The organism is Streptomyces sp. NPDC014995 (genome assembly GCF_043080745.1).
Taxonomy (GTDB): domain Bacteria; phylum Actinomycetota; class Actinomycetes; order Streptomycetales; family Streptomycetaceae; genus Streptomyces.
Genome location: NZ_JBIBVX010000003.1, coordinates 201,820 through 222,584, shown reverse-complemented (window position 1 = coordinate 222,584; position 20,765 = coordinate 201,820). Strand labels below are relative to the sequence as shown.

The 20,765-nt window shown below is 73.8% G+C and carries 17 protein-coding genes; 7 read left to right on the top strand and 10 right to left on the bottom strand.

Features of this window, described 5'->3' with window-relative positions; all coding sequences use genetic code 11:
- The first annotated feature begins 1,234 nt into the window (after positions 1 to 1,234).
- Entirely contained in the window at positions 1,235 to 2,437 is a 1,203-nt protein-coding gene (locus ACF1A1_RS08425; protein ID WP_391646784.1) for an amino acid deaminase/aldolase, read from the top strand.
- Between the two features lies 1 nt (position 2,438).
- On the opposite strand, the gene ACF1A1_RS08420 is transcribed toward ACF1A1_RS08425, so the two are convergent.
- The 4 genes from ACF1A1_RS08420 to ACF1A1_RS08405 all read right to left on the bottom strand — a co-directional run bounded on the left by ACF1A1_RS08420 (position 2,439) and on the right by ACF1A1_RS08405 (position 6,996).
- Entirely contained in the window at positions 2,439 to 3,362 is a 924-nt protein-coding gene (locus tag ACF1A1_RS08420; RefSeq protein WP_391647188.1) for a DUF2510 domain-containing protein, read from the bottom strand.
- Positions 3,363 to 3,455: 93 nt separating this feature from the next.
- The gene (locus tag ACF1A1_RS08415; RefSeq protein ID WP_391646783.1) at positions 3,456 to 4,247 is read right to left on the bottom strand and encodes a 3-oxoacyl-ACP reductase; all 792 of its coding nucleotides are present in this window, start codon (positions 4,245 to 4,247) and stop codon (positions 3,456 to 3,458) included.
- Complete coding sequence (locus tag ACF1A1_RS08410) at positions 4,244 to 5,617, bottom strand: aldehyde dehydrogenase family protein (RefSeq protein WP_391646781.1); 1,374 nt, start codon at positions 5,615 to 5,617, stop codon at positions 4,244 to 4,246. The genes ACF1A1_RS08415 and ACF1A1_RS08410 overlap by 4 nt, the downstream gene beginning before the upstream one ends.
- Positions 5,618 to 5,628: 11 nt before the next feature.
- The gene (locus ACF1A1_RS08405) at positions 5,629 to 6,996 is read right to left on the bottom strand and encodes a glutamine synthetase family protein (protein ID WP_391646779.1); all 1,368 of its coding nucleotides are present in this window, start codon (positions 6,994 to 6,996) and stop codon (positions 5,629 to 5,631) included.
- 85 nt (positions 6,997 to 7,081) lie between these two features.
- Between ACF1A1_RS08405 and ACF1A1_RS08400 the strand changes: the two genes are divergently transcribed.
- From ACF1A1_RS08400 to ACF1A1_RS08390, 3 genes are all read left to right on the top strand, one after another.
- On the top strand, positions 7,082 to 7,828 hold the full coding sequence (locus ACF1A1_RS08400) for a FadR/GntR family transcriptional regulator (protein WP_391646777.1): 747 nt from the start codon (positions 7,082 to 7,084) through the stop codon (positions 7,826 to 7,828).
- A gap of 171 nt (positions 7,829 to 7,999) precedes the next feature.
- Positions 8,000 to 9,448 (top strand): ethanolamine permease, encoded by a 1,449-nt coding sequence (gene eat / locus ACF1A1_RS08395; protein WP_391646775.1) that lies wholly within the window; start codon positions 8,000 to 8,002, stop codon positions 9,446 to 9,448.
- A gap of 36 nt (positions 9,449 to 9,484) precedes the next feature.
- On the top strand, positions 9,485 to 10,156 hold the full coding sequence (locus tag ACF1A1_RS08390; RefSeq protein ID WP_391647186.1) for a gamma-glutamyl-gamma-aminobutyrate hydrolase family protein: 672 nt from the start codon (positions 9,485 to 9,487) through the stop codon (positions 10,154 to 10,156).
- A 442-nt stretch (positions 10,157 to 10,598) separates the two neighbouring features.
- Here the strand turns inward: ACF1A1_RS08390 and ACF1A1_RS08385 are convergent, their stop codons facing one another.
- Positions 10,599 to 11,549: a LysR family transcriptional regulator gene (locus ACF1A1_RS08385; protein WP_391646773.1), complete on the bottom strand. Its 951-nt coding sequence runs from the start codon at positions 11,547 to 11,549 to the stop codon at positions 10,599 to 10,601.
- Positions 11,550 to 11,620: 71 nt separating this feature from the next.
- On the opposite strand from ACF1A1_RS08385, the gene ACF1A1_RS08380 reads away from it, so the two are divergent.
- Positions 11,621 to 12,736: a TDT family transporter gene (locus tag ACF1A1_RS08380; RefSeq protein WP_391647184.1), complete on the top strand. Its 1,116-nt coding sequence runs from the start codon at positions 11,621 to 11,623 to the stop codon at positions 12,734 to 12,736.
- Here the strand turns inward: ACF1A1_RS08380 and ACF1A1_RS08375 are convergent.
- The 4 genes from ACF1A1_RS08375 to ACF1A1_RS08360 form a co-directional block, all read right to left on the bottom strand.
- Positions 12,648 to 13,367 carry a helical backbone metal receptor gene (locus ACF1A1_RS08375; protein WP_391646770.1) on the bottom strand — a complete coding sequence of 240 codons (720 nt, stop codon included), beginning with the start codon at positions 13,365 to 13,367 and terminating at the stop codon, positions 12,648 to 12,650. The genes ACF1A1_RS08380 and ACF1A1_RS08375 overlap by 89 nt on opposite strands.
- A complete protein-coding gene (locus tag ACF1A1_RS08370; protein ID WP_391646767.1) occupies positions 13,367 to 13,933 on the bottom strand; it encodes a helix-turn-helix domain-containing protein in 567 nt (188 codons plus the stop codon). Before ACF1A1_RS08370 ends, ACF1A1_RS08375 begins: the two co-directional genes overlap by 1 nt.
- Positions 13,934 to 14,387: 454 nt before the next feature.
- Positions 14,388 to 16,202, bottom strand: coding sequence for an ABC transporter permease/substrate binding protein (locus ACF1A1_RS08365; protein WP_391646765.1), 1,815 nt, complete (start codon positions 16,200 to 16,202; stop codon positions 14,388 to 14,390).
- Entirely contained in the window at positions 16,195 to 17,277 is a 1,083-nt protein-coding gene (locus tag ACF1A1_RS08360) for a glycine betaine/L-proline ABC transporter ATP-binding protein (protein ID WP_391646763.1), read from the bottom strand. Before ACF1A1_RS08360 ends, ACF1A1_RS08365 begins: the two co-directional genes overlap by 8 nt.
- Before the next feature lie 260 nt (positions 17,278 to 17,537).
- On the opposite strand from ACF1A1_RS08360, the gene ACF1A1_RS08355 reads away from it, so the two are divergent.
- Positions 17,538 to 18,443, top strand: a complete 906-nt coding sequence (locus tag ACF1A1_RS08355; protein ID WP_391647182.1) for a 5'-3' exonuclease H3TH domain-containing protein — start codon at positions 17,538 to 17,540, stop codon at positions 18,441 to 18,443.
- 76 nt (positions 18,444 to 18,519) lie between these two features.
- The gene (locus ACF1A1_RS08350) at positions 18,520 to 19,365 is read left to right on the top strand and encodes a siderophore-interacting protein (protein WP_391646761.1); all 846 of its coding nucleotides are present in this window, start codon (positions 18,520 to 18,522) and stop codon (positions 19,363 to 19,365) included.
- A 374-nt stretch (positions 19,366 to 19,739) separates the two neighbouring features.
- Here ACF1A1_RS08350 and ACF1A1_RS08345 read toward each other — a convergent pair whose 3' ends face one another.
- Complete coding sequence (locus ACF1A1_RS08345; RefSeq protein WP_391646759.1) at positions 19,740 to 20,321, bottom strand: GNAT family N-acetyltransferase; 582 nt, start codon at positions 20,319 to 20,321, stop codon at positions 19,740 to 19,742.
- Positions 20,322 to 20,765: the final 444 nt, after the last annotated feature.

Sequence of the window (20,765 nt, the reverse complement as noted above, 5' to 3'; positions counted from 1 at the left end):
GGCCGCGCAGTGTCCGGACCGACGGGACGGCCCACGCCGGTATCGGCCGGACGAGCGCCGTCCAGGCGGGCGGCACGAGCAGGCCCCGAACCAACGCGGTCGGTGCCGTCCGAACGAGCGGGACCCGCGGTGTTCCCACCCTGCGACCGGCCCATGCCCGTGTCGGCCGGACGGGCACCGTCCAGGCGGGCGGCACGAGCAGGCCCCGAACCAACGCGGTCGGTGCCGTCCGAGCGAGCGGGACCCGCGGTGTTCCCACCCTGCGACCGGCCCACGCCCGTGTCGGCCGGACGGACGCCGTCCAGGCGGGCGGGACGGGCGAACTCCGGGCCGGCGGAACCGGCGCGAGCCGAGCGGGCAGACTCCGGAGCGGCCGGGCCGGCGCCGTCCAGGCGGGCGGGACGCGCGCTCTCCGGGGCCCGGTCGCTCGTCTCGTCGATGGGCGACGGGTGGACGCTGTGCGGGGACGGCCCCGTGGGACCGGGCCGTGCGGCGGGGGTGGTTCGGCCGGTCGGCGTTGGCGGTGGGGTGTCCGGGAAGCGGGCCGACGCGGGCGGTGGGGGCGGGGTCATCGGGTCCGGGGTGCGCAGGTTCGGGAAGCGGGGGGTGGGGGGTGCCTGCTCCGAGGGGGACGGGGACCGGCCCGGGGGCGAGGCGGGGGCGGTTCGGTCGGTCCGGGCCGCGGTGTCGCCGGCGCGGGACCGGTCCGGCACGGGACCGGCGGTGTTCCGGGACTCGGGCGGTTGCTCCGCCGCGCCACCGTTCCTCGGCGGCTCCGCGGGGGCCGCGGCTCCCGGGATCTCGCCTTCCGGTGTCCCCGCCCTCGGCGGCCGGGCCGGGCGCGGTGGCGCCGTCGGCCGGGGCGGCGCGTCCGGGACCGGAGGGGTGCTCGGGGCGGGGGGGGTGGTCGGGCGTGGGGGGATCTGGGCGCGGCGTGCTTCCGTGCTCATGCACCCCCCGTTTCCTCGTGCCCGGGCCGTCGTTTCCCTGCGCGGGCCCTTCGCTGCTCGTGCCCGGGCGGCCCGGTGCGGACGCACGGGTCCGCTCTGGGCACGCATACCCGCACGGGCGGACCGGCATCCCGGCGCGGTTGCCGGGCCGGAGCCGTTGGTCCGTGCGTGCGCGTCACTCTACGGCTTGTTGCCGAGCGAACGGGAACCAGTCCCGCGCCCCGGGGGCATCTGCCCGGAACGTCCCCCTACCCTGCGGTAATCCGGTCTGGCAGGCTGCGTTCATGACTGCGCGCGCCGCCGACCGGGCCCGTTACGACCGGGCCACCGCCCATCTCGACGCCCCTCTCGCCCTCGTGGACCTGGACGCCTTCGACGCCAACGCGGACGACCTCGTCCGGAGGGCGGGCGGCAAGCCGGTCCGCGTCGCCAGCAAGTCCGTCCGCTGCCGGGCCCTGCTGGAGCGGGTCCTGGCGAAGGACGGTTTCGCGGGCGTCATGTCCTTCACCCTGGCCGAATCCCTGTGGCTGGCGCGCTCCGGGTTCGACGACATCCTGCTCGCCTACCCGTCGGCGGACCGGGCCGGTTTCGCCGAACTGGCCGGCGACCCCAAGCTCGCCTCCGCCGTCACCGTCATGGTCGACGACGTCGCCCAGCTCGGCCTGATCGACGCCGCGCGCGCCGGCGGACGCGAAGTGGTCCGGATCTGCCTGGAGTTGGACACCTCCCTGAAGCTGCTCGGCGGGCGGGTCCGGGTCGGCGCGCGGCGCTCTCCGCTGCACTCCCCGTCCCAGGTCGCCGACCTCGCCCGGGCGGTGGCCCGGCGGCCGGGGTTCCGGCTGGTGGGGATCATGGCGTACGAGGGGCACATCGCCGGCGTCGGTGACGCGGTCGCCGGACACCCGCTGCGCTCGCGTGCGGTCCGGTTGATGCAGGCCGCCGCGCGCCGTGAACTCGCCGAGCGGCGTGCCGCCGTGGTGCGCGCGGTGCGGGCGGTGGCGCCGGACCTGGAGTACGTCAACGGCGGCGGCACCGGCAGTGTGCAGTACACCGTCGCGGAGGACGCCGTGACCGAGGTCGCCGCCGGCTCCGGGCTCTACGTGCCGCGGCTGTTCGACAACTACACGTCGTTCAGGGGCCGTCCGGCCGCACTCTTCGCCCAGCCCGTGGTCCGCAGACCGGGGGTGGGGGTCGTGACCGTCCTCGGCGGCGGGTACCCGGCCTCCGGTGCGGCGGGGCCCGACCGGCTGCCGGTGCCGTACCTGCCGGAGGGACTGCGCTACGACCCCCAGGAGGGTCCCGGCGAGGTGCAGACGCCGCTGCTCGGCTCGCCCGCCGACGACCTGCTGATCGGCGACAAGGTGTGGTTCCGGCACGCGAAGGCCGGTGAGCTGTGCGAGCGGTTCGACGTGCTGCACCTGGTCGAGGGGGACGCGGTGACGGCGACGGTGCCGACGTACCGGGGCGAGGGCCACACGTTCCTGTAGCTCACCGCGTCGGGCCGATGCCGCTGCCGACCCCGCCGCCCGTGTCCGCGTCGCCGATCGGGCGGATGCCCTTGGTGATGCGGTCCATGTCGGACAGGGGAGGTCCGTCCGCGCCGGCGTGGAAGACGTAGCGGACGAGGACCGGGGCCTCCGTGCCGACGGTGGAGGGGAAGACCAGCGACTGGACGTGGCCGCCGGGTCCCTCGGCGGTCGTCACGCGCCAGCGGACGTAGTACCCGGCGCGGCCCGCCACCGCGACCTGGCCGGACGACACGACCTCGTGGGACTCGATGCCGCCGAAGGGGCGCCGGCCGACGAGGTCGCGGTCGTAGGCGTCGTCGGCCGCGTCGGCGATGTCGGCCTCGGCCAGGGCCTTGGGTGAGGTCTCGGCGGTGTCGGTGACCGTACGGGAGATGACCATGCCGTGGCGGCAGACGCCGCCGTCGCCCGGGCAGTCGTAGGTGCCGTCGGTCGTCATGACGACGTCGGGCTGGGCGACGTACTCCGGTGTGACCCAGCCGTCGGGCAGGGGGAACGTGATGCCGTTCAGTTCGTCGACGACGACCGACGGGTCGTCGGGGGAGGACTCCGGGACGGCGGGCTCGGAGGCGGTCGGTTCGGGTGCCGGCGCGGTGGCGGCGGTCGGGGCCGCGGCCGGTTCCGTACCGTTCCCGTCGTTCCCGGCGAGGACGACGACGCCCGTCACGATCGCCGCGACGAGGACGGCCCCGGCCACGACCAGGGCCACGGTCCCCGCCCGGCCGGAGCGCCCGCCGGTGGGGAGCACCGGCGGCCCGAAGCCCTCGGGCGCCTGCGGCGCCGGAGCCTGTGGGGCGCGCCGGTGTTCCGTCCAGGCCGTGCCGTCCCACCAGCGTTCCTGGTGGGGGTCCGACGGGTCGCGGTACCAGCCGGGCGGGGTCGTCATGCTCATCCCGGCACTGTAGGCCGTGTCGTTCGGATCGTCCCGGGGCTCTGGCCCCGAGTCCGGCCGATCCGGACGGCACACCCGGGGCGGGGCCTACAGGGGCGTGACGTAGGCGCCCGAGATCCCGCCGTCCACCAGGAAGTCGGTGGCGTTCACGAAGGAGGAGTCGTCGCTGGCGAGGAAGGCGACGGCGGCGGCGATCTCCTCGGCCTCGGCGAACCGGCCGAGCGGGATGTGGACGAGGCGGCGGGCGGCCCGCTCGGGGTCCTTGGCGAACAGCTCCTGGAGCAGCGGGGTGTTGACCGGCCCCGGGCACAGGGCGTTGACGCGGATGCCCTCCCGGGCGAACTGCACGCCCAGTTCACGGGACATGGCGAGGACGCCGCCCTTGGACGCCGTGTACGAGATCTGCGAGGTGGCCGCGCCCATCCGAGCCACGAAGGACGCCGTGTTGATGATGGAGCCCCTGCCCTGGCGCCGCATGTAGGGGATGGCCGCCTTGCAGCACAGGTAGACGGAGGTGAGGTTGACCTCCTGGACGCGCTTCCAGGCCTCCAGGCCGGTCTCCAGGATGGAGTCGTCGTCGGGCGGGGAGATGCCCGCGTTGTTGAAGGCGATGTCGACGCTGCCGTAGGTGTCGTACGCCGTCCTGAACAGGGCCTCGACCTGCTCGGGGTCGGTGACGTCGACCTTCACGAAGGTGCCGCCGATCTCCTCGGCGGCCGCCTTGCCGCGGGCCTCGTCGAGGTCGCCGCAGACGACGTGGGCGCCTTCGGAGGCGAGACGGCGCGCGGTGGCGAGGCCGATGCCGCTGCCGGCCCCCGTGACGACGGCGGTACGGCCGACGAGCCGACGGCAGATGGTGTGCTCGGTCGATGAGGTCACTGTGCGGGGCCCTCCGTGCTGATGAAGACGTTCTTGGTCTCGGTGAAGGCGGTCAGGGCGTCCGGGCCCAGCTCACGGCCGACGCCGGACTGCTTGTAGCCGCCGAACGGGGTCCAGTAGCGGACGCTGGAGTGGGAGTTGACGGACAGGTTGCCCGCGCGCACGGCCTGCGAGACGCGCAGGGCGCGGCCGACGTCCCGGGTCCAGACGGAGCCGGAGAGGCCGTACGGGGTGTCGTTCGCGAGGCGGATCGCGTCCTGCTCGTCGGTGAAGGGCAGCAGCACGGCGACGGGTCCGAAGATCTCCTCGCGGGCCGCGGCGGAGTCGGCCCGCTCCCCGGTGAGCACGGTCGGCGGGAACCAGAAGCCGGGTCCGCCGGGGGCGCTGCCGCGCAGGGCGGGGGCGTCGTCCGGCACGAACGACCTGACGCGGTCCACCTGTTGGCGGGAGATCAGCGGGCCCATCTGCGTGGCCCGGTCGGCCGGGTCGCCGACCACGACGGCGGACAGTTCGCGGGCGAGGAGGTCGGCGACCTCGTCGTACACCGACTCCTGGACGAGGATCCGGGTACGGGCGCAGCAGTCCTGGCCGGAGTTGTCGAGGAAGGAGAAGGGGTCGACGGCGGCCTTCAGGTCGGCGTCGGCGAAGACGACGTTCGGGCTCTTGCCGCCGAGTTCGAGGGTGACGGGCTTGACCTGCCGGGCGCAGCGCTCCATGACCTCGCGGCCGGTGCGGGTGGAGCCGGTGAACACGATCTTCGCGACGCCCGGGTGGTCGACCAGGGCGCGCCCGGCGATGTGGCCGTGTCCGGGCAGGACCTGGAAGAGGTGCTCGGGCAGGCCCGCCTCCAGGGCCAGTTCGGCCAGGCGCAGCGCGGTGAGCGGGGTGGTCTCGGCGGGCTTGAGGACGACGGCGTTGCCCGCGGCGAGGGCGGGGAAGGAGCCCCAGGCGGCGATGGGCATCGGGAAGTTCCACGGGGCGATCACGCCGACCACGCCGAGGGGTTCGTGGAAGGTGACGTTCCAGCCGCCGGGGACGGGGATCTGCCTGCCGAGGAGTCGTTCGACCCCGCCCGCCGCGTACAGCAGCAGGTCGCGGGCGTTGCCGGCCTCCCAGCGGGCGTTGCCGAGGAGGTGGCCGGCCTCGCGGACCTCGAGGAGCGCGAGTTCCTCGACCTGGCTGTCGACGGCGTCGGCGAAGCGGCGCAGCAGGCGGGCCCGGTCGGCGGGGGCGACGGCCGCCCAGGCCGCCTGGGCGGCGCTCGCGCGGGCGACCGCGCGGTCCACGTCGGCGGCGTCGGCGGCGGGGACGGTGGCGACGACCTCCTCCGTGGCCGGGTTGAGGACTGTCAGCTCGTGCGGGTCGGACAAGGGATGCCCCTTCACATGCGTTCGAAGGAGCGGCGCAGCTCCCAGTCGGTGACCGCGGCGTCGAAGGCCTCCAGCTCGACGCGTGCCATGTTGCGGTAGTGGGCGACGACCTCGTCGCCGAAGGCGGCCCGGGCGATCGGGCTGTTCTCCCACAGCTCGGCGGCCTCGCGCAGGGTGGTCGGGACGTGCGCGTAGTCGCCGGCGTAGGCGTTGCCCGGGCACGGATCGGGCAGCTCAAGCTTCTGCTCGATGCCGTACAGGCCGGCGGCCACCAGTCCGGCGACCGCGAGGTGCGGGTTGACGTCGCCGCCGGGCAGCCGGTTCTCGAAGCGCAGGGAGCGGCCGTGGCCCACGACGCGCAGGGCGCAGGTGCGGTTGTCGTGGCCCCAGGCGACGGCGGTCGGGGCGAAGGAGCCCGGCTGGAACCGCTTGTAGGAGTTGATGTGGGGGGCGTAGAGGAGGGAGAAGTCGCGCAGGGCCGCGAGCTGTCCGGCGAGGAAGTGACGCATGGTGTCGGACATGCCGTGCGGGTCGTCCGCCGCGGCCATGACGTTGGTGCCGTCCGCGTCCGCGAGGGAGAGGTGGATGTGGCAGGAGTTGCCCTCGCGCTCGTTGTACTTGGCCATGAAGGTCAGGGAGACGCCCTCCTGGGCGGCGATCTCCTTGGCGCCGGTCTTGTAGATCGCGTGCTGGTCGCAGGTGACCAGGGCCTCGTCGTAGCGGAAGGCGATCTCGTGCTGGCCGGGGTTGCACTCGCCCTTGGCGGACTCGACGGTCAGGCCGGCGCCCGCCATGTCGTTGCGGATGCGGCGCAGCAGGGGCTCGATGCGGCCGGTGCCGAGGATGGAGTAGTCGATGTTGTACTGGTTGGCCGGCGTGAGGCCCCGGTAGTTGGCGTCCCAGGCCTGCTCGTAGGTGTCCTGGAAGACGATGAACTCCAGCTCGGTGCCGACCTGGGCGGTGTGGCCGAGTTCCGCGAGGCGGTCCAGCTGGCGGCGGAGGATCTGGCGGGGCGCGGCGACGACCGGGGAGCCGTCCTCCCAGGCGAGGTCGGCGATGAGCAGGGCGGTGCCGGGGTGCCAGGGCACGCGGCGCAGGGTGGCGAGGTCGGGGCGCATCGCGAAGTCGCCGTAGCCCCGTTCCCACGAGGACATCGCGTAGCCGTCGACGGTGTTCATCTCGGTGTCGACGGCGAGGAGGTAGTTGCAGCCCTCGGTGCCGTGGTGGAGGACTTCGTCGAGGAAGAAGCGGGCGGCGAACCGCTTGCCCTGGAGCCGCCCTTGCATGTCGGGGAACGCCAGGACGACAGTGTCGATCTCACCGCCGGCGACGAGGGCGTGCAGCTCCTCGACGCTCAGCGGGGGTGTGCGGTCTGCCACGGGAGAGCCTCCTTCGGCTTCTTCGGTCAGCCGGAAGCCATAAGGTATTGCCCAGGACCATTGATTGGGAAGGGGGTTCCGCCACATGTCGCAGGCGGACACGGGGCACGGGACGCCCGAGGCCGACGACCGGCTGACCTCGGTCCTGCGGCCGGTGCGGGCCGGCAACGGCTTCGAGGAGGCCCTGGAGCAGATCCTCCAGGTCGTCCGGCTCGGCCTGGTGCCGGGCGGCGAGCGCCTCCCGGCCGAGCGCGAGCTGGCCGACCGGCTGGGGATCAGCAGGGTGACGCTGCGCGAGGTGCTCAAGGTCCTCCAGGACCAGGGCCTGGTCGAGGCGCGGCGCGGCCGCTACGGCGGCACGTTCGTGCTGCCGCGCACCGACACCCCCGGCGAGGAGGAGCTGCGGCGCCGCCTGAAGGGCGTGGACGTCGAGGACGCGCTGCGCTTCCGCGAGGTGCTGGAGGTGGGCGCGGCCGGGCTGTGCGCGGCGCACGGCCTGGACGAGGAGCAGGCGGACCGGCTCCGCGCGGCGCTCGCCCGCACGCACGACGCGCCGCTCACCGAGTACCGCCGCCTGGACACGCTGCTGCACCTCACCCTCGCCGAGCTGTCCGGCTCCCCCACGCTCACCGCCCAGTACGCGGCCGTACGGGCGACGGTGAACGACCTGCTGGACTGCATCCCGCTGCTCGTACGCAATCTGGAGCACTCCCAGCGCCAGCACACCGCCCTGGTGGAGGCCGTGATCGAGGGCGACGCCGAGGAGGCGCGGGAGATCATGCGCGAGCACTGCGGGGGGACGGCGGCGCTGCTGCGCGGGTTCCTCGGGTGAGTGCGCGCGCTCCTCGGGCGAGTGGGGATTTACGGCCGCTTAACGCACGGGTATTGCTTTCCTGCGGTCGGCACCGCAAAGGTATGGCTCCATTCCATTGAGTCGGGGCTCGGTCGGCCCCACCGCGCCCGGACCAGATCCGTATCCGCCGCCCCGTCGGGAGTCGTGCCCATGTCCCTGGAATCCACAAGTACGCCCGGTGCCGCCGCAGAGGCGGACGACTATCTGGAGCGCAGGGCGCTGCGCCGCGGCAGCGCCGGCTGGGTGCTGCTGACCGGTCTCGGCGTCGCCTACGTCGTCTCCGGCGACTTCTCCGGCTGGAACTTCGGCCTGGCCGAGGGCGGCTTCGGCGGACTGGCGATCGCCATGGTGCTGATGGGCGCGATGTACGCCTGCATGGTCTTCGCCCTGGCCGAGCTGTCCTCGATCCTGCCCACCGCGGGCGGCGGCTACGGCTTCGCACGCCGGGCGCTCGGCCCGTGGGGCGGCTTCCTGACCGGTACGGCGATCCTCATCGAGTACGTCCTGGCGCCGGCCGCCATCGTCATCTTCATCGGGGACTACGTCGAGTCGCTGGGCCTGTTCGGCCTGGAGTCCGGCTGGCCGATGTACCTGGTCTGCTTCGCGATCTTCCTCGGCATCCACCTGTGGGGCGTGGGCGAGGCGCTGCGGTTCAGCTTCGTCGTCACCGGGATCGCGGTGGTCGCCCTCATCGTGTTCGCGGCGGCGGCACTGCCCGACTTCAGCTTCGGCGCGCTGGACGACATCCCGGTGGACGCGACGGCCACCGGCGCGAGCTCCTGGCTGCCCTTCGGCCTGCTCGGCATCTGGGCGGCGTTCCCGTTCGGCATGTGGTTCTTCCTCGGCGTCGAGGGCGTGCCGCTGGCCGCCGAGGAGACCAGGGAGCCGGCCCGTACGCTGCCGAAGGCGATCCGCTGGTCGATGGGCATCCTGGTGGTGCTGGCCGTGGTCACCTTCTTCGCGGCGGCCGGGGCGCGCGGTTCCGCGGCGATCCAGGAGGCGGGCAACCCGCTGGTGGAGGCGCTCCAGCCGGACGGCGAGGCCACGGCGCTGAGCCGGATCGTGAACTACGCGGGCCTGGCCGGCCTGGTGGCGTCCTTCTTCTCCCTGATCTACGCGGGCTCGCGCCAGCTGTTCGCGCTCTCCCGCGCCGGCTACCTCCCCCGCTTCCTCTCCCTGACCAGCAGCCGCAAGGCCCCGTACCTGGGCCTGCTGGTGCCGGGCACGATCGGCTTCCTGCTGGCGGCGGTGACCGGCGACGGCGCGCGCATGCTGAACATCGCCGTCTTCGGCGCCACGATCTCCTACGCCCTGATGTCCCTCTCCCACATCGTGCTGCGCCGCCGCGAGCCGGAGCTGCCGCGGCCGTACCGCACGCCGGGTGGCGTGCTGACGTCCTCGGTCGCCCTGGTGCTGGCCTGCGCGGCGCTGGTGGCCACGTTCCTGGTGGACGTGACGGCGGCGTTCATCGCGCTGCTGGTGTACGTGGTGGCCATCGCCTACTTCGGCCTGTACAGCCGCAAGCACCTGGTGGCGAAGGCACCGGAGGAGGAGTTCGCGGCGCTGGCCGCGGCCGAGGCAGAGTTGGCAAGGGACTGAACCGTCGACTGTGAGGGAGTTGTTGTGGCCAGGCCGCTGATCGGGGTCAGCACCTATCTGGAGTCCGGGGCACGCTGGGGCGTGTGGGAGCTGGAGGCGGCGCTGCTGCCCGTCGGCTATCCCCGGCTGGTGCAGGCGGCGGGCGGCCTCGCCGCGATGCTCCCGCCGGACGACCCGGCGCACGCGGCCGAAGCCGTGGCCCGGCTGGACGGACTGGTGATCGCGGGCGGCCCCGACGTGGAGCCCGTACGGTACGGCGCCGAACCCCACCCCCGCACCGGGCCGCCGGCCCGGGAACGGGACGCGTGGGAACTGGCCCTCATCGAGGCCGCGCTGGCCGCCCGCGTCCCGCTGCTGGGGATCTGCCGGGGCATGCAGCTGCTGAACGTCGCCCTCGGCGGCACCCTCGTCCAGCACCTCGACGGTCACGCCGAGGTGGTCGGGGTCTTCGGCCACCACACGGTCAAGCCGGTGCCCGGCACCCTGTACGGCGATGCCGTCCCGGAGGAGACGTCCGTGCCCACGTATCACCACCAGGCCGTGGACCGCCTGGGCACGGGCCTGGTCCCGTCGGCGTACGCGGCGGACGGGACGGTGGAGGCGGTGGAACTGCCCTCCGCCGGGTGGGTGCTGGGCGTGCAGTGGCATCCCGAGATGGGCGGGGATCTGCGGGTGATGCGGGGGCTGGTGCGAGCCGCCGCGGCCTGACGGACGCTGTGCCCCTCAACCCCCGGCGAGTGATGCGGGGGCTGGTGCGAGCAGCCGCGGCCTGACGGACATTCCGCCCCCTCAACCCCCGGCCGGCGCGCGATGCAGCGGCTGATACGACCGGCCGCGGCCCGGCAGACACTCCGCCCCTCAACCCCCGGCCGGCCTTCGAGGACGAAACCCGTTCGCGGCCGACGCGAGGCCTGGGGGGCCGCAGCCCCCGGCGCGCGTCCGGGGCAGCGCCGCGGGACGGGAGGGCGCGGGATGGGACGGGCAGGGGCGGCGGGGGCGAGGAACCTCGGGGGCGCGGCCCCGGGCGGCGGTCCCGGCGGCCCCGGACGGCGAACCCGCCGATCCCGGACGGCGAACCCGGCGACCCCGGACGGCGAACCCGGCGACCCCGGACGGCGGTCCCGGCCGCCCCGGACGGCGGCGGTCCCCGCTACCCCCGCGTCAGCGACAGCAGCTCCCGCGCCGGGCCCACCGGGCGGTGGCCCGTCGGCCACACCGCGCGCAGGTCCCGTGCCAGGGACACCTCCGCCAGCGGCACGCTCACCAGGCGGCGCATCGCCAGTTCCTCGCGCACGGCGAGCTCGCTGAGGACCGCCGGCCCCGCCCCACTCACCGCGGCGGCCTTCACCGCCGTGGTCGAGGACAGTTCGATCAGGGGGCGGGCCAGGCCGCCCAGGGCCACGTCGAGCACCTGGCGGGTGCCCGAGCCCTTCTCGCGGAGGATCAGCGGGGTCGCCGCCAGTTCCGAGGCCTCCAGGGGCCGTCGGCGGCGGGACCAGGGGTGGGCCGGTGCCGTCACCACGATCAGGTTGTCGTGGGCGATGACCACCGAGTCCAGACCCGTCGGGACCGTCAGCCCCTCCACGAAACCCAGGTCCGCCTCGTCGGCCAGCAGCCGCTCCGCCACCGCCGCCGAGTTCCCCGCGAGCAGCGAGACCGCCGTGTCCGGGCGCTGGGCGCGCAGCGCGAGCAGCCAGCCGGGCAGCAGGTACTCGGCGATGGTCATGCTCGCCGCGACCCGCAGACGCGAGTCCCGCCGGTCCCGCAGCGCCTGCGCGCCCGCGTCGAAGGCCTGCGCCGCCTCGACGATCCGCCGCGCCCAGTCCGTGACCAGCGCCCCGGCGTCCGTGAGCCGGGAACCGCGCGGCGACCGGTCGACGAGGGCCACCCCCAGCTGGCGTTCCATCGAGCGGATCCGGCTGCTGGCCGCCGGCTGGGTGATCCCCATCTCGCGCGCCGCCCCGCCGAGGCTGCCGAGCCGCGCCACCGCCAGCAGCAGTTCCAGCGCGCCGAGGTCCGGAACCCGGTGCGCGATGGAGCCCGCCGCACCCGGCGGACGCGCTCCCTCCCCCGCGAATGTCTCTGTCTCGCCCCTGACCATAAGGCCAGTTTATGCCCCCATAGAGACATACTCCCTGGTCGCGGGGGCGTACCGGCGCGACCGTGGAGTTCATGGTCACCGTCCGCCACCTCGGCCCGAACTGGTACGCCACCGTCATGGGCACGGCCGCCGTGGCCACGGCCGGCTGCGCGCTCCCCCTTCCGGGACTGCGCCCGGCCTGCACAGCCGTCTGGGCCCTCTCCCTCGCGCTGCTGCTGACCCTCGTCACCGCCCGCGCCCTGCACTGGCGCCGCCACCGCGACCAGGCCCGCGCCCACGTCCTCGACCCGGCGACGGTTCCCTTCTACGGCTGCCTCGCCATGGCCCTGGTGGCCGTCGGGGGCGGTGCGCTCACCGTGGGGCGGGACTGGATCGGCACCCGGGCGGCCGTCGCCCTCGACGCCGTGCTGTTCACCGCCGGTACGGCCGTCGCCCTCGCGGCCGCCGTGACCGTGCCGTACCTCATGGCCGTACGCCACCGCGTGGAGCCGGGGCAGGCCACGCCCGTGTGGCTGCTGCCGCTCGTGGCGCCGATGGTGTCGGCGGCGTGGGGGCCGCTGCTGGTGCCGCATCTGCCGGCCGGGCAGCCGCGGGAGACGCTGCTCCTCGCGTGTGTCGCGCTGTTCGGGCTGAGCCTGCTGGCGACGCTCGTGATGCTGCCGGTCGTCTTCGGCCGGCTGGTCACCGGCGGGCCGCTGCCCCTGGCGCTCACGCCGACCCTCTTCCTCGTGCTGGGACCGCTCGGGCAGTCCACCACCGCGGTCGGGACGTTCGCGGAGGTCGCCCCGGGAGTGGTGCCCGGGCCGGACAGCCGCGGTTTCGCGGTCCTCGCCGTCCTCTACGGCGTGCCCGTCATGGGGTTCGCGCTGCTGTGGCTGTGCCTGGCCACCGCGCACGTGGTGCGGGCCCGTCGGCACGGTATGGGCTTCGCGATGACCTGGTGGGCGTTCACCTTCCCGGTCGGCACCTGCGTGACCGGAGCCGCCGCCCTGGCCCGGCACACGGGACTCGTCGCCCACGCGGTGCTCGCGACCGGGCTGTACGTCGTCCTCGTCGCCGCCTGGGCGGTCGTCGCCGCGCACACCCTGCGCGGGCTGGTCAGCGGCGCGCTGCTCGCAGCGCCCCGGCCAGCACCCGCGGCGCCTCGGCGAGCGACGGGCCGTACCACGTCAGGTGCCGTCCGCTGACCAGCGCGCAGGGCAGACCGGGGAAGGCCTCGGGCCCGTCGTCGGCGGTGAAGCGGTAGGGCTCGTCGGGCAGGACGACCAGGTCGGGGGCGGCCGCCCGCAGCTCGGCGACCGGGATCCGCGGGTAGCGGTCCCCGTGCGCCGCGTGGAGGTGGTCGACACCCAGTCGCGCCAGGACGTCCCCCGCGAAGGTGTCCCGGCCCAGCACCATCCACGGGCGGCGCCAGATCGGTACGACCGCCGTCCGCCGGGGCTCGAGGGGCGCCGGCGCCGCCCATGCCGCCTCCGCCTCGTCGAGCCAGCGCGGACGCGTGCGCGCGCCGCACGCCTGAAGCACCCGCGCCAGTTCCCGGAAGGCCTGCGGGACGTCCCGCACCTCGGTCACCAGCACCTCGACGCCGGCCGCGCGCAGGGCCGCGAGATCGGGTCCGCGGTTCTCCTCCTCGTTGGCGATCACCAGATCGGGGGCGAGGGCGACGATCCGGTCGACCTTCGGGTTCTTGGTGCCGCCCACACGGGTGACGTCGAGGTCCGCCGGGTGGGTGCACCAGTCGGTGGCGCCGACCAGGGCGCCGGGGACGGACACGGCCACCGCTTCCGTGAGCGACGGCACCAGCGAGACGACCCGCACTACCGCTTCCGGTTCCGGACCGCCTCGATGTGCTCGGCGACCGCGACGACGACCACCCGGGTGTCCGGCACCGTCGCCCGCCAGCGGTGGCGCACCCCGCCGGTCAGGTAGAGCGTGTCGCCGCGGCCGAGGCGGTAGGCGCGGCCCTCGGCCTCGATCTCCACGCCGCCGTCGGCGACGTACATCAACTGGTCGTTGCGGTACTGGAACTCCCGGCCGGCCTCGTGGTCGCCGGTGAACTCCGAGGCGTGCATCTGGTGGTGCCCGCGCACCAGGGAGCGGGAGCGCGGCTCGGGACCGGCTTCGACGAGCTCGGCGCGCACGACGTCGACGCTGCACGCCGGGTCGGCCGCGGCGAGGAGTTCGACGGCGGTGGTGCGCAGGGCGTCGGCCACCTTCTCCAGGGAGCTGGTGCTGGGCCGGGCCCGGTCGTTCTCGATCTGGCTCAGGAACGGCACCGACAGGCCACTGCGCTCGGCCACGACGGCGAGGGTGAGCTCCAGGGACCGGCGCCGCCGCCGGACGGCCGCGCCCACCCGGAGGGGCTGTTCTTTGTGGTCGCCCATCGCTCCGGCTCCCTCCTTCGCTCGTCGCCCGCACTACCCGAGTGCCCCGCAGCGGGCACACGTTCTCCGATGACTTCTCTGCACCCTACGCATGTTCGGCAAACCGTTTCATGTGCCCGTCACATCGAGGACACGCGGCGTCACACGGGACCTCACGGTTCGCGCCAGTCGATCATCCCCAGGGAATCACCGCGCGGGGACGGCGCGCTCGTGTTCTTCCGTTCAATGCGCGGGCGGGCCGCCGTGTTCCCGTTCGACTCCGGTCGCGATCCCGGCTGGTCGCACGGCCGGCGTCGCCGGTGGACCGCCGGCCGAGTCCGGGCGTGGACGTCGCTGTGCGTGGTTGGCCGGATCCTTGCCGTGGGACGACAGCACGAGGGGCGGGCCTGCGCCGTACGTGTCGGAGACGTACGGCGGTGCCCGCCCCTCGCCGGACGGTCGCGGGGCTGTCAGGTCACCCGGCCGCCCTGCTCTGCTGCCCCGCGCCGGCCACCGGCACCCACTTGTCGACCAGGCCGGGGTTGTCGTTCAGCCAGGTGCGGACGGCCTCCTGCTCCTTGCCCTTGCCGGCCTTCTGGATCTGCGCCTCGAGGCCGGTGAGCTGGCCCTCGGTCATCGAGAAGTCCTCGAGCCACCTGCCGACCTCGGGGTGGTCGGCGGCGAAGCCCTTGCGGGAGAGGGTGTGCACGCCGTCGCCCTCGCCCCAGGCGTCCTTCGGGTCCTTGAGCTTCTTCAGGTCGTACTCGCTGTACGCCCAGTGGGGCGACCAGAGGGTGACGACGATCGGCTCCTTCTTGGCGTACGCCCGCTCGAGCTCGGCGAGCATCGCCGGGGTGGAGCCGTCGACGACCTTGTAGGTGCCGTCGAGGCCGTACTGCTCGAGGACCTTGTCCTTGAGCAGGCCCATCATCCCGGCGCTGGGCTCGATGCCGGTGATCTTCCCGCCGAACGCGGCGGACTTGCTCTTCAGGTCCGCGAGGGAGTTCACGTCCTTCATGTACGAGGGGACGGTGAGCTCCAGGGAGGTGGGGCCGTACCACGCACCGAGGTCGTCGAGCTGCTTGCCGTACTTCTGCCAGTACTCGGCGTGGGTGGTGGGCAGCCAGGCGTCGGTCTGGAAGTCGATCTGCCCGGTGGCCAGGCCCGTGTAGAGGGGGCCGGCGGCGTACTGGGTGGTCTTCACCTCGAAGCCGCGTTCCTCCAGCAGCTCCTTCCAGAGGTAGGTGGAGGCGATGCCCTCGTCCCAGGGGATGTAGCCGATGGTGATCTCCCTGCCCTTGCCGACGTCCGTGTCGGAAGCCTCGGCGGGGCCGGAGTTCGCGCCGAAGACGCCCATGCCGCCGGCGACGAGGGCGAGGACGACCACGCCGACCACGGCCACGGCCGCGCGGGGACGGTACGTCCACACCGTGGTACGGGCCTTGGCGGCGGCGCGGCGGCCGAGCGGGGAGATGCGGGTGCCGAGGGCACCGGTCATGCGGTCCAGGTAGATGGCGAGGACGACGATGCCGAGGCCCGCCTCGAAGCCGAGGCCGATGTCGAGCTGGCCGATGGCCTCGTTGACGGCGCCGCCGAGGCCGCCGGTGCCGACCATGCCGGCGATGACGACCATCGACAGGCCGAGCATGATGACCTGGTTGACGCCCGCCATGATCGTCGGCAGGGCGAGCGGCAGCTGGACCCGCAGGAGGGTGTCGCGGGGTGTCGTACCGAAGGCCTCGGCCGCTTCGACCAGTTCGGCGTCGACCTGGCGGATGCCGAGTTCGGTCATGCGCACACCGGGCGCCAGAGCGAAGATCAGGGTCGCGACGACACCGGCGGGCACGCCCATCCCGAAGAACAGGATCGCCGGGATCAGCAGGACCATCGACGGCATCGTCTGGAGCAGGTCCAGGACGGGTCGTACGGCCGCGCTGACGGTCTTGGAGCGGGCGGCCCAGATGCCCAGCGGGACGGAGAGCACCAGGGCGATCACCGTGGCGACGAGCACCAGGGACAGGGTGGACATCGCCTCCTCCCACAGGTCGAGGGAGTCGATGAGGGCGAACCCGGCGAAGGCGAGGACGCCCGCGGCCAGGCCGCGCAGCCACCAGGCGAGCACCGCGAGGATGCCCGCGAGCAGCAGGGGCTCGGGGGCGGTGAGGACGGCGTCGATGCCGTCGTACATGCCTTCGACGACCGTCTTGATCGCGTCGAAGAGCCAGGACATGTGGGTGACAAGCCAGTCGACACCGGAGTCGACCCAGTCACCGAGGCGCAGCCTAGGCACGGGCGACCTCCTTCCCGTCGGTGCGCGGACTGTCGCAGCGGGCCTCCTCGGCCCGCTCGTCGCCGAGGAAGCCGACCAGGCGCCGGCGGGGGACGACGCCGACGAGGGTGCGGTCGGCGTCGAGCACGGCGACCGGGTGCGGCACGCGGGCGCTGAGCGCGCACAGCTCGGTGAACGGCGTGTCGGGGGTCGCGGTCGCGCAGCCGCAGTCGGCCTCGTCGCCGCGGACGCCGGTGTCCATGACGGCGGAGGCGGTCAGCACGCGGGAGCGGTCGACGTCCTGGATGAAGGAGGCCACGTAGTCGCCCGCGGGCCGGACCAGGATGTCCTCGGCGGTGCCGGTCTGCACGATGCGGCCGTCGCGCATGACGGCGATGCGGTCGCCCAGGCGCATGGCCTCGTTGAGGTCGTGGGTGATGAAGACGATCGTCTTCTTCAGCGTCTGCTGGAGCGTGAGGAGCTGGTCCTGCATGTCGCGGCGGATCAGCGGGTCCAGCGCGCTGAAGGACTCGTCCATCAGCAGCAGGTCGGCGTCGGTGGCGAGGGCGCGGGCCAGGCCCACGCGCTGCTGCATGCCGCCGGACAGCTCGTCCGGCCAGGACTTCTCCCAGCCCGCCAGGCCGCACAGCCGGAGCGCCTCGGCGGCGCGCCGCTCGCGCTCGGCGCGCGGGACGCCCTGGACGCAGAGGCCGTAGGCGGCGTTGTCGAGGACGCTGCGGTGCGGGAAGAGCGCGAAGTGCTGGAAGACCATGCTGATCTTCTTCGCGCGGACCTCGCGCAGCTCACGGTCGGTGAGCGCGGTCAGGTCCTGGCCGTCGAAGAGGACGCGTCCCGACGTGGGTTCCAGCAGTCCGTTGAGCATGCGCAGCAGCGTGGACTTGCCGGAGCCGGACAGGCCCATGACGACGAAGATCTGGCCCGGGTCCACGGTGAAGGAGGCGTCGATCACGGCGGCGGTGGTGCCGTCGGTGCGCAGCTCCTCCCGGTCGGCTCCGCCGCGGAGCCGTTCGACTGCCTCGTCCGGTCGTCTGCCGAACACCTTGGACAGGTGTTCGGCCTCAAGCCTGGAGGACACACATACCTTCTCTGTTCGGGGGCAGGGACGAAGAGGTACCGGGGGCCGTGACGCCCCACGAACAGGCCGCGAGGCCCCTGAGGGCCGCTAACAGTTGAATATGCAACCGGCACCGCTCCGAGGCGGCGCCTGCCCGGGCCGAAGCGGGGCAAACGCGGGAGTGTGCCAGTTCACAGGGCCTTCACAGATGCCAGGGGAGTGAATACCGGCACCTCAGCGGGGTGCCGGTGCGGCATGATGCCTGCGTGACCGGACGACTGATGCTCCTCGACACCGCCTCGCTCTACTTCCGCGCCTACTTCGGCGTCCCGGACTCCGTGAAGGCACCGGACGGCACACCGGTGAACGCCGTCCGGGGGCTGCTCGACTTCATCGACCGCCTGGTCAAGGACCACCGGCCGGACGAGCTGGTCGCGTGCATGGACGCCGACTGGCGGCCGCGGTGGCGGGTCGAGCTGATCCCCACCTACAAGGCGCACCGCGTCGCCGAGGAGCACGAGGCCGGCCCGGACGAGGAGGAGGTCCCGGACACCCTCTCCCCGCAGGTGCCGGTCATCGAGGCCGTCCTGGACGCGCTCGGCATCGCGCGCGTGGGCGTCGCGGAGTATGAGGCGGACGACGTGATCGGCACGTTCACCGCGCGGGCGAAGGGCCCGGTGGACATCGTCACCGGCGACCGCGACCTGTACCAGCTGGTGGACGACGCCCGCGGGGTGCGGGTGCTGTACCCGCTGAAGGGCGTCGGCACGCTCCAGCTCACGGACGAGGCCTGGCTGCGGGAGAAGTATGGGGTCGACGGCCGCGGGTACGCGGATCTCGCGCTGCTGCGCGGTGACCCGAGCGACGGTCTGCCGGGCGTGGCCGGCATCGGGGAGAAGACGGCGGCCAAGCTGCTGGCCGAGTTCGGCGACCTGGCCGGGATCATGGCGGCGGTCGACGACCCGAGGGCGAAGCTCACCCCGACGCAGCGCAAGCGGCTCACCGAGGCGCGACCGTACGTCGCCGTCGCACCGAAGGTGGTCCGGGTCGCCGACGACGTGCCGCTGCCGGAGGTGGACACGACGCTTCCGCGCGCGCCGAGGGAGCCCGCGGCACTGGAGGAGCTGGCCGAACGCTGGGGGCTCGGCGGCTCGCTTCAGCGGCTGCTGCACACTCTCGCGCCGTAAACGGCACCAGGGGGGCACCACCGGGGGAAGGAATGCTAACTTAGGTAAACCTAACCAAAGGACTTGGGAGGCCGCCATGGCAGAACGTCCGGCACGGAAGCCGCGGAAGCCCCATTCCGCGCAGGTCGTCCGCACCGAACGGCTCACCCCGCACATGCAGCGCGTGGTCCTCGGCGGCGAGGGGCTGGCCGACTTCGCCGTCGGCGGCTGCACCGACCACTACGTGAAGCTGCTGTTCGGTCCCGAGGGCGTGAGCTACCCGGAGCCCTTCGACCTGGAGCGCGTCCGTGCCGAGTTCCCGCGCGAGCAGTGGCCCGTCACCCGGACGTACACCGTGCGCCACTGGGACGCCGAACACCGCGAGCTGACCCTTGACTTCGTCCTCCACGGCGACGAGGGCCTGGCCGGGCCGTGGGCGGCGCGCGTCCAGCCGGGCGAGACCGTCCGCTTCATGGGGCCCGGCGGCGCCTACGCGCCCGACACCTCCGCCGACTGGCATCTGCTGGCCGGTGACGAGAGCGCCCTGCCCGCGATCGCGGCCGCGCTGGAGGCGCTGCCCGCCGGTGCGGTGGCCCACGCCTTCATCGAGGTGACCGGCCCCGAGGAGGAGCAGAAGATCGACTCCGATGTGGAGGTCGTCTGGCTGCACCGCGGTGACCGGCCCGTCGGCGAGAGGCTCGTCGAGGCCGTCCGGGCGCTGGAGTTCCCCGCGGGCCGTCCGCACGCGTTCGTGCACGGCGAGGCCGCGGCCGTGAAGGACCTGCGACGGCTGCTCCGCGTCGAGCAGCAGATCCCGCGCGAGGACCTGTCGATCTCCGGCTACTGGCGGCTCGGCCACAACGAGGACGGCTGGCAGGCGTCCAAGCGGGAGTGGAACGCGCGCGTGGAGGCGGAGCAGGAGGGGGCGGCACCCGCCGCCTGACCGCGCGGCCGCGGCGCGCCGACGCGGTGTGCCTGTCGTGTCCGGCTGCCGTGTCCCGCCTGCTCATGGAGGCAGCCCGACGCGCCGCCAGGAGCGTGGAGGCCGACCGACTCCGTCTCCGTGGCCCGTGGAGGCGGCCGGAGCCCGTCTGCCGCCCATGCGTCTGCCGCCCGTGGAGGCGGCCCGCACTCGTGGCGCGGGCCGCCTTGTCGCGTCACGAGTGCGGGCCGCGACAGGGCTCCTGCACCGACCGCCGGAACGCCCGGAACGCCGGCATCGACAGCCACACGGCCGTCGCGGCGAGCGCCGGCAGACCGCCGCCCCGGACCAGGACCGCACCCCGGTCGGGCGACGGTGCCGGCTCCGGACCGCTCTCAGTCGCCCTGTACGCGCGCGTGCAGATGCATGTCGTGCCAGCCGTCCCTGTGGAGCAGGGCGCTGCGCTTGGTGCCCTCCAGGGTGAAGCCGGTCTTGGTGGCGACGCGGCAGGACGCCTCGTTGGCGAGGGCGTGCATCAGCTCCAGGCGGTGGAACCCGATCTCGTCGAGGGCCCAGTGGGCGAGCGCGGTCGTGGCGCGGGCGGCCACGCCCCGGCCGCGGGCCGCCGCCGTCGTCCAGTAGGCGACCTCGGCCACACCGTCGCCGAGCACGATCTCGCGCAGCGCCACCCGTCCCAGCAGCACGTCGGTGTCCGCGTCGGCGACGGCCCACTGGGCGCCGCGCTCCCCGGCCCAGGCCGCCCGCCACTCCTCGATCCAGCCGCTGACCTCTTTCTCGGAGTCGGCGGCCCGGATGTACCACTGGTGTATCAGCGGATCCTGGAAGGCCGCGTGGACGGCGGGCGCGTCGTCGGCCCGCCAGGGGCGCAGAACCAGGCCGTCGCCGGTGGGGAGCACGGGCTGCGGAGCTTGGGCGAGGGTTCCGGCGGGCAGGACGGGTCGGGTGAGGAAGGGCATGATCCACATCCTGCCAACCGGGGCCGGAGCGTCCAACGGGATTTCGCGCCCGTGCCCTTGACCACCGTCGCCGTGTCCCACGACCCGGGTAGCCGCGCCCCACGGAATTTTGCGTCACCGTGCCCTTGACCACGGTCGCCGTGCCTCACGACGTGGGTAGCCGTGCCGCACGCCCCGGCTAGCCGTGCCCACGACCCCGCCGGCCGAGCCCGTGACCGGGGCAACCGTGACCAGCCCGGGACGCCGCACCCCTCACCAGCGGCGCGGTACCCCACGCCCCGGGGGCCGCCGTGCCCATGCCCGGCGTCGCCGCACCCACGACGGGGATCACCGAGACAGCCCGAGCCGTCCTTCCGGCGAGGTCCATGACCGGGTCACCCCACCCACGACCGGGTCACCACCCCACCCATGGCCGGGTCACCGAACCCACGTCCGGCGCCACCG